We start from the raw sequence: 16,701 nt of genomic DNA, 5'->3' as shown, positions 1-16,701 counted from the left end.
GAAATAATGAATACGGTAGAAACAAATAAAGAAAGCAACACAGAAATTGTTGAAGAAACTGCTATTAAGACTCAGCTATCTGGGTCACAAGCAGTATTAGAGGCTTTATTAGCGGAAAACGTTGATACAGTCTTTGGTTATCCCGGTGGTGCCATTATGCCCATATATGATGCTTTATATGATTATAATGATAAACTAAAGCACATTTTGGTACGACATGAGCAAGGAGGAATCCATGCTGCTCAAGGCTATGCTCGTACATCCGGGCGAGTAGGCGTGGTTTTTGCAACCAGTGGTCCAGGGGCTACTAATCTGGTAACAGGTTTAGCAGATGCCATGATTGACAGCAATCCGATAGTTTGTATAACCGGCCAGGTATTTGCCCATTTATTGGGAACAGACGCTTTTCAGGAAACAGATGTTATCAATATAACAACACCTATCACAAAATGGAATTATCAAATAACGGATGCTACGGAAATCCCTGAAATGCTTGCAAAAGCTTTTTACATTGCCCGCTCGGGTCGCCCGGGTCCGGTATTGATTGATATTACCAAGAACGCACAAGTACAATTGTTTGATTACTTGGGTTACAAGCCATGCCATCATATTCGGAGCTACCGTCCAAAACCGGTTATTAGAACTGAATATATTAAACAAGCTGCAGAGCTAATCAATCAAGCAAAAAAACCTTTTATCCTATTTGGACAAGGTGTTATTTTAGGTAAGGCTGAAAAAGAATTCAAGGCATTTATAGAGAAATCGGGTATTCCGGCAGCCTGGACCGTAATGGGTTTAAGTGCTTTAAATACAGATCACCCTTTAAATGTTGGGATGCTTGGAATGCATGGAAACTATGCTCCCAACGTTATGACAAATGATTGTGATGTGTTAATTGCAATTGGAATGCGTTTCGATGATCGGGTTACCGGCCGCTTAGATAAATATGCTAAACAAGCCAAAGTCATCCACATGGATGTAGATCCGGCAGAGATCGATAAAAACGTTAAAGCAGACGTTCCTATTTGGGGAGACTGTAAAGAAACCTTACCTTTATTAACGCAATTAGTTGAAGAGAAAACCCATACGGAATGGCTTAATAAATTCCGTGAATTAGAGAAGGAGGAAATTAAAGAAGTTATCAATGAAGAGCTAAATCCTTCGACAGATACCATGACTATGGGTGAAGTTATTAAAGCTTTAAATGAGCTGACAAATGGTGATGCTGTTATTGTTACAGACGTTGGTCAGCATCAGATGGTAACTTGCAGGTATGCCAAATTCAATCAATCAAAAAGCAACGTAACTTCTGGCGGATTAGGAACCATGGGATTTGGTTTGCCTGCTGCAATTGGTGCCTGGTATGGAGCTCCGGAACGTACGGTTGTTGCAATTATCGGTGATGGTGGCTTTCAGATGACCTTGCAAGAAATGGGTACCATCATGCAATTTGGTGCAAAAGTTAAAATATTGATTTTAAACAACGAGTTTCTTGGAATGGTTCGTCAATGGCAACAATTATTTAATGATAAGCGCTATTCTTTCGTTAATATTACCAGTCCGGATTTTGTTGCAGTGGCCAAAGGCTATTACATTGAGAGTCAACGAATCGACGAGAGGTCAAATTTGAAGAGCGCATTAAAAACCATGCTTGATCATGACGGCTCTTACTTATTAGAAGTAATGGTTGGAAAGGAAAATAATGTTTTTCCAATGGTAGCTCAGGGTAGTAGTGTTTCAGAAATCAGGTTAAAATAAATCATTGGAAAGATGTTAAAGCAGGAATTTACATTAACGATATATACTGAGAACAAAGTTGGCATCATCGGAAGGATCGCCATCCAGTTTTCCCGTAAGAAAATTAATATTGAAAGTGTTACTGGCTCTCCTTCTGAGGTAAGTGGCATCTTTCGCTTTACGCTGGTTATCAACGAAAGTGAAGAAGTAGTAAGAAAAGTTTGTCGCCAACTTGAAAAACAGGTGGATATATTAAAAGCTTACTACAATACCAATGAAGAGATTGTTTGGCAGGAACAAGCACTTTTTAAAGTCCCTACTTCTGAAATTGCAGAGAAAGCAAGTGTAGAGCGTCTGTTAAGACAATATGGTGCAAGAGCTGTAGTTATTAGAAACGACTATACTATCTTTGAGACTTCTGGTCATAGCGAGGAAATTAATGGCCTTACGAAAGCTTTGGGAAAATTTGGTTTGATAGAATTCGTAAGAAGCGGCAGGATCGCCATTATAAAAGCCAGTGAAGGTTTCCATAAGAAGCTAAAAGAATTTGAGAACGAAGAGGTTTCTGAAATGGTTGAAAATGAATTCTTAGACAAGCAGGATAAGATTTTCACCATGTAAGAGTTAATTAGTCGTTCTCAAAATAATAAAGATTTAAATCACAATGGGCAGCCGAGCTAAATGAACGACTGCCCTAATCAAATGAAAATATATTAAAACAAGCAATTAAAAAACAATGGCAAATTATTTTAACACATTACCACTTAGAGAAAAATTGAACCAATTAGGTATTGCAGAATTTATGGATCGTACGGAGTTCGCGGACGGTGTAAATGCCTTAAAAGGAAAGAAAATTGTGGTTGTAGGTTGCGGTGCTCAAGGGTTAAACCAAGGATTGAACCTTAGAGACAGTGGTTTAGATGTTTCTTACGCTCTACGGAAGGAAGCAATTGAACAAAAAAGAGATTCATGGAAAAACGCTACGGATAACAACTTTAAAGTTGGCACTTATGAAGAGCTTATTCCAACCGCTGACCTGGTTATTAATCTGACCCCTGACAAACAACATACTTCGGTAGTGGAAGCTGTTATGCCTTTGATGAAGCAAGGTGCAACTCTATCTTACTCTCATGGTTTTAACATGGTAGAAGAAGGTATGCAGATCCGTAAAGATATAACTGTTATTATGGTTGCTCCTAAATGTCCGGGCAGTGAAGTTAGAGCTGAATATTTACGCGGTTTTGGTGTACCTACTTTAATTGCTGTACATCCGGAGAATGACCCTCAAGGAAAAGGTCTTATTGAAGCCAAAGCTTATTGTGTTGGAACTGGCGGCCATAAAGCAGGTGTTTTAAGGTCATCATTTGTTGCAGAAGTTAAATCTGATTTAATGGGTGAACAAACCATTCTTTGTGGCTTGTTACAAACCGGATCTATTTTATCATTCGATAAAATGGTAGAAAAAGGAATCGATCCTGGGTATGCTTCCAAATTAGTTCAATATGGTGTAGAAGTAATTACTGAAGCCTTAAAGCAAGGTGGTATTACTGCTATGATGGACAGATTAAGCAATGTTGCTAAAATTAAAGCTTTTGAGGTTGCTGATGAATTAAAGACCATTATGCGTCCTTTATTCCAAAAACATCAAGACGATATCATGAGTGGTGAATTTAGCAGCACTATGATGGAAGATTGGGCTAATAATGATAAAAACCTATTGGCTTGGAGAGCAGAAACTGGTGAGACTGCTTTCGAGAAAACTCCAGCTGGCGATGTAAAAATCGGAGAACAAGAGTATTTTGATAATGCTTTGTTCATGGTTGCTTATATTAAAGCGGGTGTTGAATTAGCTTTTGAGACCATGGTTGAAGCAGGTATTAAACCAGAATCAGCATATTATGAGTCTCTGCATGAAACTCCATTGATTGCAAACACGATTGCCCGTAAGAAATTATTTGAAATGAACCGTGTAATTTCTGATACAGCTGAATACGGATGTTATTTATTCGATCATGCTTGTAAACCATTATTGGCAGATTTTATGAAAACTGTAGATACAGACATCATTGGTAAAAACTACAATGATGGTAAAGACGGAGCAGTAGATAATCAAAATTTAATAGCTGTTAACGATGCTATTCGTAATCATCCGGTTGAAAAAGTTGGTGCGGTATTAAGAAAAGCGATGACTGCAATGAAATCAATTAAAACAGCTTAATAGTAAGAAAGAAGGTATAAAAACATGTCGAAAACATTAGTAGAAAAAATATGGGATGCACACGTCGTCAAGCGCGAAGAGAGTTTTCCTGACATTCTATATATTGATACACATTTAATTCACGAGGTTACTTCTCCGCAAGCATTTGACGGTTTGCGTAAAAGAGGGATTCCTGTATTTCGTCCAAAACAAACTGTTGCTACGGCAGATCATAATGTTCCTACTCTTAATCAACATTTGCCGATCAAGGAAGAACTATCAAGATATCAGGTAGATATGTTGACCAAGAACTGTGCTGAGTTCGGCATCGAGCTTTATGGACTAGGTCATCCTTTCCAAGGTATTGTTCACGTTATTGGTCCAGAGCTTGGTATCACTTTGCCGGGAAAAACAATTGTATGTGGAGATAGCCATACTTCTACACATGGTGCTTTTGGTGCTGTGGCGTTCGGTATTGGAACATCTCAGGTAGAACAAGTTTTTGCTACACAATGCCTATTGCAACAAAAGCCTAAAACTATGAAAATAGAGGTAAACGGGCAATTGGGTAGAGGTGTAGGTGCAAAAGATATCATTCTTTATATTATTTCACAGATCTCTGCTGCAGGTGGTACTGGCTATTTTATTGAATATGCCGGAACAGCCATTCAAGCTCTTAGTATGGAAGCTCGTATGACTATTTGTAATATGAGTATAGAAATGGGAGCTCGTGGTGGATTGATCGCTCCTGATCAAACAACTTTTGATTATATTAAAGGACGTGAATTTGCACCTAAAGCTGAAGAGTGGGATAAGCAATTAGCTTATTGGAAAACTCTTTATAGTGACGCAGATGCGCAGTTCGATAAAGTATTAACCTTTAAGGCAGAAGATATCTCTCCGATGATTACCTATGGTACAAACCCGGGAATGGGAATGGGCATCACAGAACACATACCTGCAATATCAACTCAACCGGAAAGCGAACAGTTCTCTTATCAAAAAGCACTAGAATATATGGGCTTTGAGGATGATAAAGAGATTTTAGGAAGACCGGTTGATTATGTTTTCATAGGGAGTTGTACCAATTCCAGAATTGAAGACTTAAGAGAGATTGCCAGCTTTGTACAAGGCAAACAAAAAGCCTCTAATGTAGAAGTATGGATTGTTCCCGGATCTAAGCAGGTAGAAAAGCAGGCAAAGGAAGAAGGCTTAGACAGGGTATTCGCTGCTGCTGGCTTTCAACTTCGCGAACCAGGCTGCAGTGCTTGTTTAGGAATGAACGAAGATAAAATACCAGCAGGAAAGTATTGTGTATCTACATCAAACAGAAACTTTGAAGGTAGACAAGGACCTAATGCACGTACCATGCTGGTAAGTCCGCTGACAGCTGCTGCAGCTGCAGTGACCGGTAAAATTAGCGACATCAGGGAACTATTGTAACAGTGCACTTAATTAGCACTGTTACTTTAAAGACAATATTCGAATGAGAAAATTTGAAAAATTAAAATCAAGGGTAGTTCCACTACCAATAGAAAATATAGATACGGATCAAATCATTCCTGCCCGCTTCTTAAAAGCAACTACAAGGGAAGGCTTTGGTGAAAACCTTTTCCGTGATTGGCGGTACGACAGCAATAATCAACCAAAAGCAGATTTTATCATGAACAATCCTACTTATAGTGGGAAAATTATGGTAGCTGGTAAAAATTTTGGATGTGGTAGCAGCCGTGAGCATGCAGCCTGGGCTATACAGGATTATGGTTTTGATGTAGTAATTAGCAGTTTCTTTGCTGATATTTTCAAAGGCAATGCATTGAACAACGGATTGCTTCCTATACAGGTTTCTGATGAATTCTTAGACAAGATATTTCAAGCAGTAACTAAGAATCCTAGTACAGAGTTGGTGGTTGATCTGGAAAATCAGACTGTTCTATTGACTGAAACAGGTGATCAGGAAAGCTTTGAGATCAACCCATACAAAAAATCATGCTTGATTAATGGCTATGATGACATCGATTTTATATTGAATAACAAAAATTTAATAGAAGCCTACGAACAGTCAAAATAATGTCGAAGCCTCTAATAAATATAACTAATTTGAATCTAGAATACCAGCAGAATCAGGTATTAAAGGAATTGAATTGGCGTATATTTTATGGAGAAAATTGGCTTCTAGGTGGTAAAAGTGGCTCAGGAAAAACCTCCTTGGCTAAAGCAATCGCAGGCTTGGAAAAGTACTCAGGAGGTATTGAAATCAACTTTGATCCCTCAAGTCAACTTCCAAAACAAGTAGTTTTTATTTCAAGCTGGTATCAATTTACCAATCTTGAAGGAGATCGAAACTTCTATTATCAACAGCGCTATAATAAGCATCAGCAGAACGATACACTAACGGTGCATTCTGAGTTGTTAAAATTTGCTGAAGAAGAGGATCTGAATATTGAAGATGTTAACTACTACCTGGATTTATTTGGTTTTTCGAATGCTAAAAACACGCAGCTTATTGAGCTTTCGAGTGGAGAAAACAAAAAGATTCAATTGATAAAGGCACTGTGGTTAAAACCGCAATTGCTTATAATCGATCAACCTTATACGGGTCTTGACGCGACATCACGCAAAAATCTAAACCAGGTATTTGATGATCATACCAATCAAGGTTTGCATTTAATATTAATTAGCAACGATGATGAATTGCCTAGCTGTATAAACCGATTTGCTGAAATAAAAGACGGCGACTTAACTATTGTGAATAGTAAAGAGGAAATAACAAAAGAAGAATCAAGAGTTAAAAAGGCTCTCCCCTACTTTCTACAGCAGGCTCCTGATACATCTGCAGATAGCATGGTGAGGATGAATAATGTAAATGTAAAATATGGAGATAAGCAAGTTTTACATAACATTAGCTGGGAGGTAAAGGCTGGTGAGAAATGGTTATTACAAGGGCCCAATGGTTCTGGAAAATCAACTTTGTTAAGCTTAATCAATGGAGATCATCCACAAGCTTATACCAGCGATATCTATCTATTCGGTAAGAAAAGAGGAAGTGGTGAAAGTATTTGGGATATAAAGGAGCACTTAGGAATTATTTCTCCTGAGCTTCATTGGTATTTTGATCGGACTGCAAAAGTATGGCAGAGTGTGGCCTCGGGTTTTTATGACAGCATTGGCCTATTTCAGGATTTAACTCATGATAAGCAAAGAAAGGTAGATGAAGTTTTAGATTTTTTTGACCTAAAGGAGTATAAATATAATTTATTGAACACGTTGCCTTTAGGGAAACAGCGTTTAGCTCTACTTGCCAGAACAATCATCAAAAATCCTGAATTACTAATTTTAGATGAGCCTTGTCAGGGATTAGATGCTGCACAGACTCAATATTTTAACGATATTGTTGATGAGCTTGGTGCTCATGGAAAAACATTGATTTATGTAGGTCATTTTGAAACACAGCTACCTACTTGTATTGAAAAAAGAATTATATTAAAGAATGGCCAAGTTGAAGCCATAGAAAGTTTAACAGAAAGTATTTTTTAAAATGAAGAAGAATATATTAATTATTCCGGGTGATGGTATCGGACAAGAAGTCACTACTTGGGGTAAAAAGGTTTTAGAAAAGGTTTCCGAAAAATACGGACATGATTTTGTGTTCGACGAAGCCATTATGGGGCATGTTGCTATTGAAGCAACCGGAAATCCTCTTCCTGATGAAACCTTGGAAAAAGCCAGGAAAAGTGATGCTATTCTGTTTGGTGCAATTGGACACGCTAAATATGATAATGATCCATCGGCTAAGGTAAGACCAGAACAGGGTTTATTAAAAATCAGGAAAGAGTTGGGCTTGTATGCTAATCTAAGACCAATTTTACTGTTTGATGAGCTCCTGAATGCTTCAAGCTTAAAACCGGAAATTTTAAGAGGAACTGATATATTATTTTTCAGAGAATTAACAGGCGATGTATACTTTGGTGAGAAGCAACGTTCAGATGACCGCAATTTTGCTTCTGACTTAATGAATTACAATCGTTATGAAGTTGAACGAATTGCCATAAAAGCATTTGAGGCAGCACAAAGAAGAGGTAAACGTTTATGCTCGGTAGATAAGGCAAATGTTTTAGAAACATCTCGCTTATGGAGAGAGGTTGTTCAAGAGATTGCTCAACAATATCCAGATGTTGAAACGGAACATATGTTTATTGATAATGCAGCCATGCAATTGGTTAAAAATCCTAAGAAGTTTGATGTAGTTCTTACAGCGAATTTATTTGGAGATATTCTTACCGATGAGGCTTCACAGATAGCAGGTTCTATGGGAATGTTGGCTTCTGCATCTATTGGTGATGGTACCGGGTTTTTCGAACCCATCCATGGTTCTGCGCACGATATTGCAGGTCAGAATAAAGCAAACCCTTTAGCTTCCATCCTATCAGTTGCATTAATGCTTGAAATAAGTTTCGGACTAAAAGAAGAGGCTACTTTTGTAACTAAGGCTGTTGCAGATACACTGAAAGCAGGTTACAGAACACTAGACATAGCAGACGGCACTACCTCTCCTGAATTAATTTTGGGAACAAAAGAGATGGGAGCCAAAGTTTTAGAAGCCTTTGCTGAGAAAGAAAATGTCGTCTATTCATAATTATTAATCTTCAAAAAGAAATTCATATGTTACACGATCCAAACCACTTATACATATTCGACACCACTCTTCGCGATGGGGAACAAGTGCCGGGATGTCAATTAACTACTTCGGAAAAGATTGAAATTGGAATTGAACTGCAACGCTTGGGTGTAGATATTGTTGAAGCTGGTTTCCCGGTATCAAGTCCGGGCGATTTTCAAAGTGTTGTTGAATTGTCCAAGAATCTAAACGATGTAATTATTTGTGCTTTAACCAGAGCCAATGAAAACGACATTAAAGTTGCTGCCGAATCTTTAAAGTACGCGAAACGAGGAAGAATACACACTGGGATTGGTTCTTCTGATATGCATATCAAATATAAGTTCAACAGTACAAGGGAAGAAATATTAGGACGTGCTGTTGCGGCCGTAAAATATGCAAAGTCTTTTGTTGAGGATGTTGAGTTTTATGCTGAAGATGCGGGTCGTGCGGATAACGAATATCTTGCAAAGATGATTGAGGCTGTTATCGCTGCTGGTGCAACTGTAGTCAATATTCCTGATACCAATGGTTATTGTTTACCTGAGCAATATGCTGATAAGATCAGATTTTTGAAGGAGAATGTTAAGAATATTGATGAAGCTATTATTTCTGTGCACTGCCATAATGATATGGGCCTTGCCACTGCAAATTCCATTGCCGGTGTAAAAGCAGGTGCACGCCAGGTAGAATGTACCATTAATGGTATTGGAGAGCGTGCTGGAAATACTTCATTAGAAGAAGTTGCAATGATTCTTCAGGTTCATCATAATAGTTTTAACGGCTTAAAAACGAACATTAATAGTAAACTATTTACTGCAATAAGCCGTCAGGTAAGCATGATGATGGATATGCCTGTCCAACCTAATAAAGCAATTGTTGGAAAAAATGCATTTGCTCATAGTTCCGGAATTCATCAGGATGGTTTTTTAAAGCATCGTGAAAACTATGAAATTATCAAGCCTGAAGATGTAGGTTTAGATGAAGCAGGTATCATATTAACAGCAAGGAGCGGAAGACATGCCATCAAATGGCATTTGCAACGCTTGGGTTATAATTTAGAAAAAAGCGACCTAGATATTTTATACAGTAAGTTTCTTGAGTTTGCTGATAATACTAAGGAGATAACCGATCAAGATTTAATTAATTTAGCACAAAATACAACCATAAAAGTATAATCATGACCGAATTATCGGATATAACTCTTGATTCTGTTGCAGCTTTAAAACGTATCCAATCGGTAATCAATAGAACTCCTCTTCAATATAATAACAGGTTATCTAAAAAATACAATGCTTCAATTTACTTGAAGCGTGAAGATATGCAGGTTGTGCGCTCTTATAAATTAAGGGGTGCTTATAATAAGATATCTCGTTTAAATGATGAGGAAAGGAAAAATGGAGTAGTATGTGCCAGTGCAGGGAATCATGCACAGGGTTTTGCCTTCTCTTGTAAGAACCAGCAAATCAAAGGTGTAATATTTATGCCCAGCCATACTCCCAAACAAAAGATTGATCAAACACGCATGTTTGGAGAATCTTTTGTAGAGATTATCTTAACTGGCGATACATTTGATGACTGCCTCAGAGAAGCTTTAATTTATACAAAGGAGCACAACATGACCTTTGTCCCTCCTTTCGACGATGCTGCGATAATTGAAGGACAAGGAACCGTTGGTGTTGAGATTCTGGAAGATTTGCCTGATGTTGATATTGTCATTGTACCTATCGGCGGAGGTGGCTTAGCCTCGGGCGTAGGCTATTATTTTAATCACGCTCGCCCAGAAACTACTTGTTATGGTGTTGAACCTGAAGGAGCAGCCTGTATGAAAGCCGCTTTTTCTGCGGGCAAGCCGGTGACTCTTGATAACATCATTACATTTGTAGACGGTGCTGCAGTTAAACGTGCCGGTGATCTAACCTTCGAATTATGTCAAAAATATATAAGTAGGATTGAACTAGTGCCTGAAGGAAAGGTTTGTTCAAGCATTTTAAACTTATATAACAATGATGCTATTGTTGCAGAACCCGCAGGGGCACTTACAGTTGCATCACTCGACATGTTTAAGGACGAGATTAAAGGTAAAAAAGTAGTATGCATAATTAGTGGAGGGAATAACGATTTCGATCGTATGGCCGAAATAAAAGAACTATCCTTACAATATGAAGGAAAGAAACATTATTTCTTGGTTCACTTTCCTCAAAGACCAGGTGCATTAAAACTTTTTGTTACAGAAGTGATGGGTCCTACGGATGATATAACCCGTTTTGAGTTTATAAAGAAAACTCAACGAGAAAGAGGTCCGGCTTTGGTTGGTATAGAAGTTCAGTGTGCAAAAGACTATCAGGCACTTATTGAACGCATGAAACTAAAGGGCTTCGACTTCAAAGAAATCAATACAGATAAAACCTTATTCGAATACTTTATATAAGTAATCGTCTTATTTCAATACAATGCCTCTTAATGCTATTTAGGATAATAAGGAAAGTTGATGAGCTTCTTTATTATCTTAAATTATGTGAGGAACCTTATAATTTGATCCCTGAATTGCTCCACGTCTTTCTAACTCTTTATCGATATGCGTTTGAATCGAAGATTTACCCAATCCCCAGTTGGGTGCAATTAAAAGCTCTTGATCTGCCAAACCAAATAAACGTTGTAAGACTATATCCGGACGCAAAAGTGGTATAAACTCACATAGAAAATCAGTATATTCTTCCAGACTAAATACTTTAAATGGCTCTCTTTTATATTGAACTCCCATAATAGAGCCTTCTACAACATGAAGATGATGTAGTTTAACGAACTTTATCTGAGGGAAACGGTTAATCTCATCTGCATAGCGTAACATCATTTCATGACTTTCCCAGGGAAAACCAAAAATACTATGCACACAAATATCCAAAGGGCTATTTTCAACTAAGTTTAAAGCTGTTTCAAGCTCTTCATGACTACAGCCTCTATTAATACGATTCAGGGTATCGTTATAAATAGATTCCATTCCCATCTCTAAATCTACATCATAACGATCTGTATAACTTTCTAAAAGGGCAACCTTTTCAAAATCAATACAATCTGGCCGTGTACCAATAGAAAGACCAACCACGTGTTCTGGTGCAATACTTAAAGCTTCATCATACATCGATTTCAAGGCATGAACCGGTGCATAGGTATTGGTATTAGGCTGAAAGTAAATAATGAACTTTTCTGCTCTGTAACCATTAATAGCACGTTCAATCCCCTCCTCTACCTGTTCTTTAATGGTCGGTAATTTTCTGGCAGAGTCTGGAGTAAAGGAATCTACATTACAATAGGAGCAGCCACCATAACCTTTGCTCCCATCACGATTTGGACATGTAAAATGACCGTCTACAATTATTTTAAATACCCTTTTTCCATTGTATTTCTTACGTAGATATGCTCCGTAGTGATTATAAGGCTTTTGACCAGAATCTAGTAATGTACTCATGGGCCAAAGTTAGATATATTTAAACAAAATTTTGTTTCGGGGGTTCTTTTATATAAATATTCTTAAACTCAAATATGATTATTATGAATAACAAAGAAAATAGTGTCAATCCAGCAGACAGAAAAGGAACTCAACATCCGGGATCAACATCCGATCGTGAGCATACAGATATAAAAAAGATTAAAAAGAGTCAGGGGATTCCAAATAGTGGCGGTCAGAGCTCATTTCAAACAGACAATAAGCAAAGCAATGTAAACCGTGGTAATCAAAGTCCTGATAAACAAGGCAAGAAAGGCTAATATTACATATATTTTGCTCTAAAGTTTAGACATCATTATCGTAAGAAAAAACCATTTGCTCAAATGTTTCTTTATGTGAAAATAAAAACTATTTTTGCAATACTTATTTAGACTTTATATAGATAAGGAAATAAAGGCTAATTGTATAAAGAAGCAATGGTTCAATTATGAGAAAGATAAAAAACAAAAGTAACTGGGAAATAATAAGAAAACTTTTTAACGATGTTCACTTATGGGTTGGCTTAATTGCCGGCATTTTTGTTTTTGTCATCTGCTTAAGTGGAACCATTTATGTTTATAACACAGAAATCAGGGAGTTTGCTTCGTCTCATTTACATGAGGTAACCCCAGAAAGCAAGAAAATAGATATTGAGCAGTTATCAGAGATTGTAAAGGTTGAAAGTAATGCGAAGGTAACAGGCTTCACCATTCCGGCAGACGAGTCGAAATCGTATCAAATTAATACAAGACAAGAAGGAGATAACAGTAGAGGTGGCGTTACATACTACATTAATCCTTATACTGGTGCAATACTAGGAAACTCCAAAGAGGAAAGTAAGGTTGCTACGTTTATGGGTTCGATGTTTAGTTTACATCGTTGGTTGATGCTAGATAAGGTTGAAACACCAATAATCGGAGACTTACCTAATCGAACATTGGGAAGCTATATTTCTGGAACAATGACTATTCTATTTACGATAGGCTTATTAACAGGAATGGTGATTTGGTTTCCAAGAAAGATAAAAAGATGGAGGCAAGGTCTCACTATCAAATTTAATAGTAATTGGAAACGTATCAACCACGACATACATAACAGTTTATCCTTATATTCTTTCATATTTTTGCTTATAATGGGGATAACCGGTCCACAATGGTCATTTGAATGGTATAGAACAGGATTAAGGAAGGCCTTGGGTACTTATCAGGAAGCACCATCACGAGGACCGGCAGGAGGAAATTCAAAAGCTGATGCTCCGAAGGAAGCAGCTGAAAATGCATCTCAAGCAACAATTACATTATTACCTATATCAACTTATCTTGAAACTGTGAATGCATCCTTTCCTTATGAAGGAGATATCAGGGTTACAATTCCGACAGAGGATGAGGATATTATAAGTATCAGCAAATATAAAGCAGGATTCTTTGCACCAGCTGCAGCTAATCAAATTAAATTAAAGGTGCAAGATGCCAGTGTACAGGAAACTATGATTTTCAAGGATAAACCTTTTAATGAAAGAGTAAGCAGTTCCATCAAAGCACTGCATGTGGGAGATGTATATGGCCAGTTCAGTAAGTTAATCTATTTCATAACTTGCTTAATAGCTACAAGCTTACCAGTTACCGGAACCCTGATCTGGATTAATAAATTAAAAAAGAAGAAAAAAGGAAAAGGGAAAGTATCGCGTAAACCAGCTTTAGCTATGCGTGAATCCATTTAAACTTATAATCCATTGTAGGAATACGCATACGTTCTGCAACACGACTTAAGCGATTCGGTAGTTTCATTACATAATCACGTGCTTTTTCACCAGCTTCGTTTAAATCACGGATAGAATCTAATTTCCATTCAAAGATTAGTTCTTTCAAGATATCTACGTAATCTACTGAAGTATACACACCTAATCTCTGCGCTGCATCAGTAAAATGGCCAAATGTTTGTCCGATATTCATACCCATCTCTCTGAGAAAATGAGCCGGCATTACTATTTTATGTCGCATCATATCCTCAAAAGCAATAAGCACTTCATTAGCATCCACCTCCATTGCTTTCTTAATAAATGAAATATATGCTTTAGCGTGACGTGCTTCATCTGATGCAATTACCCCGCACATTTTTGCTAATAATTTATCACCGGATTGCTTGGCTAAACCAGCAACACGTCTATGAGAAACATTAGTTGCCAATTCTTGAAAAGAGGTATATATAAAATTACGATAAGGGTCATGGCCTGTACCTATTTCAAAGCCATCACTAATTAAATATTGAGTTGATATTTCCATTTGGCGCATATCAACTCTACCAGAAAGGTATAAGTATTTATTCAACAAATCGCCATGACGATTTTCTTCTGCAGTCCAGGCTCTCACCCATTTCATCCATCCTCCCTGTCCGTTCTTAGAAACATCTTCAACCATGGATAACCACGATTCATAGGTGGGAAGTGCCTCTTCTGTAATGGTATCACCTACTAAAACTGCAACTGTATCATAGGAAAGTTCCTTTGCAGAGTCCTGAAGATCTCTGATCTCTTCAAAAAAAGTATCTCTTGTTGAATCTGGAAGGAAATCTGAAGGCTGCCAATTTTCATCTATAGGTTTTAGATATTCGCTCATTTCATTAAGCATAAAAGGTTCAAGATAAGACATTACTTCTTTTCTTGAACCTATATGTATTGGCTGTTGTTTCTCTTGCATATATATACCAAAGGTACATATTTGCCCAACAAATTTAAAAGCTTTCTAAAAAAGCTGTTCTTTGCTCACTTTTTCTACAGCGATATTATCTTTCAACGTTTTAGATATTGCTGTAAAAGGACTTATTACTACTTCTTCTCCTTCTTCCAAGCCACTCATAATTCGAATATACTGATCGTCTTGGATACCCGTTGTAACATTAACCTGGTAAACTTTACCATTTCTATATACAAAAACACATTCCTTAAGGCTTGCATTTACAGGAGCCGTACTATTCGTGCCTTTGTTAGCTTCTGGATTCCCTTCAGGAGTAGCTGGAGCTGGTGTTGAAGCCACCTCATCGTTTGGAGAAATGCTTTCTCCTTTTGCATCGATTTCACGTGTCGTAACTGCCTGAATAGGCACAGATAACCCATTATCTTTCTGTGTATGAATATCAACCGTTGCAGACAATCCTGGTTTGAAAGGAGAATCTAATTCTGATTTACCTTCCGCAAGATCGGCGTATGATTCAGGAAGAATACGAACTTTCACATTGAAGTTCGTAACTTGTTCTGCCGAAGTTGTTGTCGCTGTTGCTACCCCAATTGCAGAACTACCAATTTCTGTAACTATTCCTTTAAATTTTCTGCCTCTAAATGCATCAACCTCAATGGTTGCTTCATTATTAACTGATATACGATTGATATCATTCTCATTCACATCCACATTTACTTCCATGGATGACATATTAGCAATACGCATAATTTCAGTACCAGCCATTTGAGCCGTTCCTACCACACGCTCACCTAATTCCACACTTAATAGTGAAATTACACCATCTACCGGAGCATAAATTGTTGTCCTTGCCAAATTATCTGCAGCTTCTTTAACAGTTGCCTGCGATTGATCAATACCATAGCGTGAACCTATAACATTTTGGCGTTGTGCTTCCAAATTTGCTTTTGCTCCTAAGTATTCTGAGCGAATATTCTCAAACTCTGAAGCTGAAATAACTTTCTTATCGAAGAGTTCAAGATTACGTTTATAGTTAGCCTCACTGTTTGCAAAGGTTGCCTCCATTTGCTTTAACTGCTCTTGTGCTGCCGCAAGGTTTGCACGTTGCGAGTTTAACGATGCTACTGCTTTATCATAACCAGATTGAAGAATATCCGGTTTTACGCGACATAAAACTTGTCCTTTCTTTACAATATCTCCTTCACGGATGTTTAACTCTACTATTTCTCCTGAAACTTCTGAACTTAATTTCACTTCGATTTCCGGTTGAATTTTTCCACTTGCAGAAACCATTTCATTTACGGTCCGTTTCTCAGCTTTTTCCGTCGCAACCTTAATAACGTCCCCCTGCCCAATCCAACCAGCTTTATTTGCTATAATTACAAAAACCAGTATAATCACAATCGCAATAACGCCATATTTAAGCGATTTATTTTTCTTTGCCATAGTTATAAATATAATTTATTTTATTAGTTAAAAGTAATAGGCTTTCCTAAATAGTAGTCGATTACCTTGGTTCTGAATATCAGGTTGTATCTTGCCTGTATAAAATCAAATTCTGCCTTGTTCATATTTGTTTGCGAGGTGCTCAACTCAATCGAGTTGGCCAGTCCTACATCATAACGCTGTTTCAATACATCAAAAGCCTCTTGGTTGGCCTGGAATGCCTGCCGGGTCGAGTTATAGCTCTTCTCGGCTGCACGAAGGTCCAGTACCGCCTGATTGATGATCTTGCTCAGATTGTTCTCTGACTGCCGTTCGTTCACCAAAGCATTCTCGTAAGAGATCCTGGCCTTTCGTACAGCAATCTTGGTCCTGAAGTTATTGAAGATCGGGATGCTCAATGAAAAGCCGATATACTGGTTCAGGTTGTCGCTCAGCTGTTGGTTAAAGTCGCTTGAGACCTGGGCCGAGGAATATCCCGTACCGG

The 16,701-nt window shown here is 37.7% G+C and carries 15 protein-coding genes; 11 read left to right on the top strand and 4 right to left on the bottom strand.

What is annotated here, in order from left to right; genetic code table 11:
* Positions 1-6: 6 nt before the first annotated feature.
* From ilvB to ilvA, 9 genes are all read left to right on the top strand, one after another.
* A complete protein-coding gene (gene ilvB / locus VL047_RS08315) occupies positions 7-1,758 on the top strand; it encodes a biosynthetic-type acetolactate synthase large subunit (RefSeq protein WP_325359662.1) in 1,752 nt (583 codons plus the stop codon).
* Between the two features lie 12 nt (positions 1,759-1,770).
* Positions 1,771-2,358 carry an acetolactate synthase small subunit gene (gene ilvN / locus VL047_RS08310; RefSeq protein WP_325359661.1) on the top strand — a complete coding sequence of 196 codons (588 nt, stop codon included), beginning with the start codon at positions 1,771-1,773 and terminating at the stop codon, positions 2,356-2,358.
* A gap of 115 nt (positions 2,359-2,473) precedes the next feature.
* Entirely contained in the window at positions 2,474-3,955 is a 1,482-nt protein-coding gene (gene ilvC, locus VL047_RS08305) for a ketol-acid reductoisomerase (protein ID WP_325359660.1), read from the top strand.
* 24 nt (positions 3,956-3,979) lie between these two features.
* Positions 3,980-5,377 carry a 3-isopropylmalate dehydratase large subunit gene (gene leuC, locus VL047_RS08300; protein ID WP_325359659.1) on the top strand — a complete coding sequence of 466 codons (1,398 nt, stop codon included), beginning with the start codon at positions 3,980-3,982 and terminating at the stop codon, positions 5,375-5,377.
* A 43-nt stretch (positions 5,378-5,420) separates the two neighbouring features.
* Positions 5,421-6,005, top strand: coding sequence for a 3-isopropylmalate dehydratase small subunit (gene leuD / locus VL047_RS08295; RefSeq protein ID WP_325359658.1), 585 nt, complete (start codon positions 5,421-5,423; stop codon positions 6,003-6,005).
* Complete coding sequence (locus VL047_RS08290; RefSeq protein ID WP_325359657.1) at positions 6,005-7,471, top strand: ATP-binding cassette domain-containing protein; 1,467 nt, start codon at positions 6,005-6,007, stop codon at positions 7,469-7,471. Before leuD ends, VL047_RS08290 begins: the two co-directional genes overlap by 1 nt.
* 1 nt (position 7,472) lies before the next feature.
* Positions 7,473-8,570: a 3-isopropylmalate dehydrogenase gene (gene leuB, locus VL047_RS08285; protein ID WP_325359656.1), complete on the top strand. Its 1,098-nt coding sequence runs from the start codon at positions 7,473-7,475 to the stop codon at positions 8,568-8,570.
* Positions 8,571-8,596: 26 nt separating this feature from the next.
* A complete protein-coding gene (locus tag VL047_RS08280; protein WP_325359655.1) occupies positions 8,597-9,769 on the top strand; it encodes a 2-isopropylmalate synthase in 1,173 nt (390 codons plus the stop codon).
* Between the two features lie 2 nt (positions 9,770-9,771).
* Positions 9,772-11,022, top strand: a complete 1,251-nt coding sequence (ilvA, locus tag VL047_RS08275; protein ID WP_325359654.1) for a threonine ammonia-lyase IlvA — start codon at positions 9,772-9,774, stop codon at positions 11,020-11,022.
* A 78-nt stretch (positions 11,023-11,100) separates the two neighbouring features.
* On the opposite strand, the gene VL047_RS08270 is transcribed toward ilvA, so the two are convergent.
* Positions 11,101-12,060 carry a TIGR01212 family radical SAM protein gene (locus VL047_RS08270; protein WP_325359653.1) on the bottom strand — a complete coding sequence of 320 codons (960 nt, stop codon included), beginning with the start codon at positions 12,058-12,060 and terminating at the stop codon, positions 11,101-11,103.
* Between the two features lie 83 nt (positions 12,061-12,143).
* On the opposite strand from VL047_RS08270, the gene VL047_RS08265 reads away from it, so the two are divergent.
* Both VL047_RS08265 and VL047_RS08260 read left to right on the top strand, forming a co-directional pair.
* Positions 12,144-12,359, top strand: coding sequence for a hypothetical protein (locus VL047_RS08265; protein WP_325359652.1), 216 nt, complete (start codon positions 12,144-12,146; stop codon positions 12,357-12,359).
* A gap of 167 nt (positions 12,360-12,526) precedes the next feature.
* Entirely contained in the window at positions 12,527-13,798 is a 1,272-nt protein-coding gene (locus tag VL047_RS08260; protein ID WP_325359651.1) for a PepSY-associated TM helix domain-containing protein, read from the top strand.
* On the opposite strand, the gene VL047_RS08255 is transcribed toward VL047_RS08260, so the two are convergent.
* The 3 genes from VL047_RS08255 to VL047_RS08245 form a co-directional block, all read right to left on the bottom strand.
* A complete protein-coding gene (locus VL047_RS08255; protein ID WP_325359650.1) occupies positions 13,779-14,774 on the bottom strand; it encodes an acyl-ACP desaturase in 996 nt (331 codons plus the stop codon). The two genes, VL047_RS08260 and VL047_RS08255, sit on opposite strands and share 20 nt — an antisense overlap.
* A 45-nt stretch (positions 14,775-14,819) precedes the next feature.
* Positions 14,820-16,217: an efflux RND transporter periplasmic adaptor subunit gene (locus VL047_RS08250; RefSeq protein ID WP_325359649.1), complete on the bottom strand. Its 1,398-nt coding sequence runs from the start codon at positions 16,215-16,217 to the stop codon at positions 14,820-14,822.
* 23 nt (positions 16,218-16,240) lie between these two features.
* Positions 16,241-16,701 (bottom strand): TolC family protein (locus tag VL047_RS08245; protein ID WP_325359648.1); only part of this gene is annotated, 461 nt, incomplete at its 5' end.

Source organism: Albibacterium sp., from assembly GCF_035514885.1.
Taxonomy (GTDB): Bacteria; Bacteroidota; Bacteroidia; order Sphingobacteriales; family Sphingobacteriaceae; genus Albibacterium.
Note: the sequence above shows the minus strand (reverse complement) of the source record. Positions and strands in the feature narration are given on the sequence as shown.

Excerpts from the sequence above, each read along its gene's own strand:
- ilvB (WP_325359662.1), top strand. The coding sequence starts at position 7 with ATGAATACGGTAGAAACAAATAAAGAAAGCAACACAGAAATTGTTGAA.
- ilvN (WP_325359661.1), top strand. The coding sequence starts at position 1,771 with ATGTTAAAGCAGGAATTTACATTAACGATATATACTGAGAACAAAGTT.
- ilvC (WP_325359660.1), top strand. The coding sequence starts at position 2,474 with ATGGCAAATTATTTTAACACATTACCACTTAGAGAAAAATTGAACCAA.
- leuC (WP_325359659.1), top strand. The coding sequence starts at position 3,980 with ATGTCGAAAACATTAGTAGAAAAAATATGGGATGCACACGTCGTCAAG.
- leuD (WP_325359658.1), top strand. The coding sequence starts at position 5,421 with ATGAGAAAATTTGAAAAATTAAAATCAAGGGTAGTTCCACTACCAATA.
- VL047_RS08290 (WP_325359657.1), top strand. The coding sequence starts at position 6,005 with ATGTCGAAGCCTCTAATAAATATAACTAATTTGAATCTAGAATACCAG.
- leuB (WP_325359656.1), top strand. The coding sequence starts at position 7,473 with ATGAAGAAGAATATATTAATTATTCCGGGTGATGGTATCGGACAAGAA.
- VL047_RS08280 (WP_325359655.1), top strand. The coding sequence starts at position 8,597 with ATGTTACACGATCCAAACCACTTATACATATTCGACACCACTCTTCGC.
- ilvA (WP_325359654.1), top strand. The coding sequence starts at position 9,772 with ATGACCGAATTATCGGATATAACTCTTGATTCTGTTGCAGCTTTAAAA.
- VL047_RS08270 (WP_325359653.1), bottom strand. The coding sequence starts at position 12,060 with ATGAGTACATTACTAGATTCTGGTCAAAAGCCTTATAATCACTACGGA.
- VL047_RS08265 (WP_325359652.1), top strand. The coding sequence starts at position 12,144 with ATGAATAACAAAGAAAATAGTGTCAATCCAGCAGACAGAAAAGGAACT.
- VL047_RS08260 (WP_325359651.1), top strand. The coding sequence starts at position 12,527 with ATGAGAAAGATAAAAAACAAAAGTAACTGGGAAATAATAAGAAAACTT.
- VL047_RS08255 (WP_325359650.1), bottom strand. The coding sequence starts at position 14,774 with ATGCAAGAGAAACAACAGCCAATACATATAGGTTCAAGAAAAGAAGTA.
- VL047_RS08250 (WP_325359649.1), bottom strand. The coding sequence starts at position 16,217 with ATGGCAAAGAAAAATAAATCGCTTAAATATGGCGTTATTGCGATTGTG.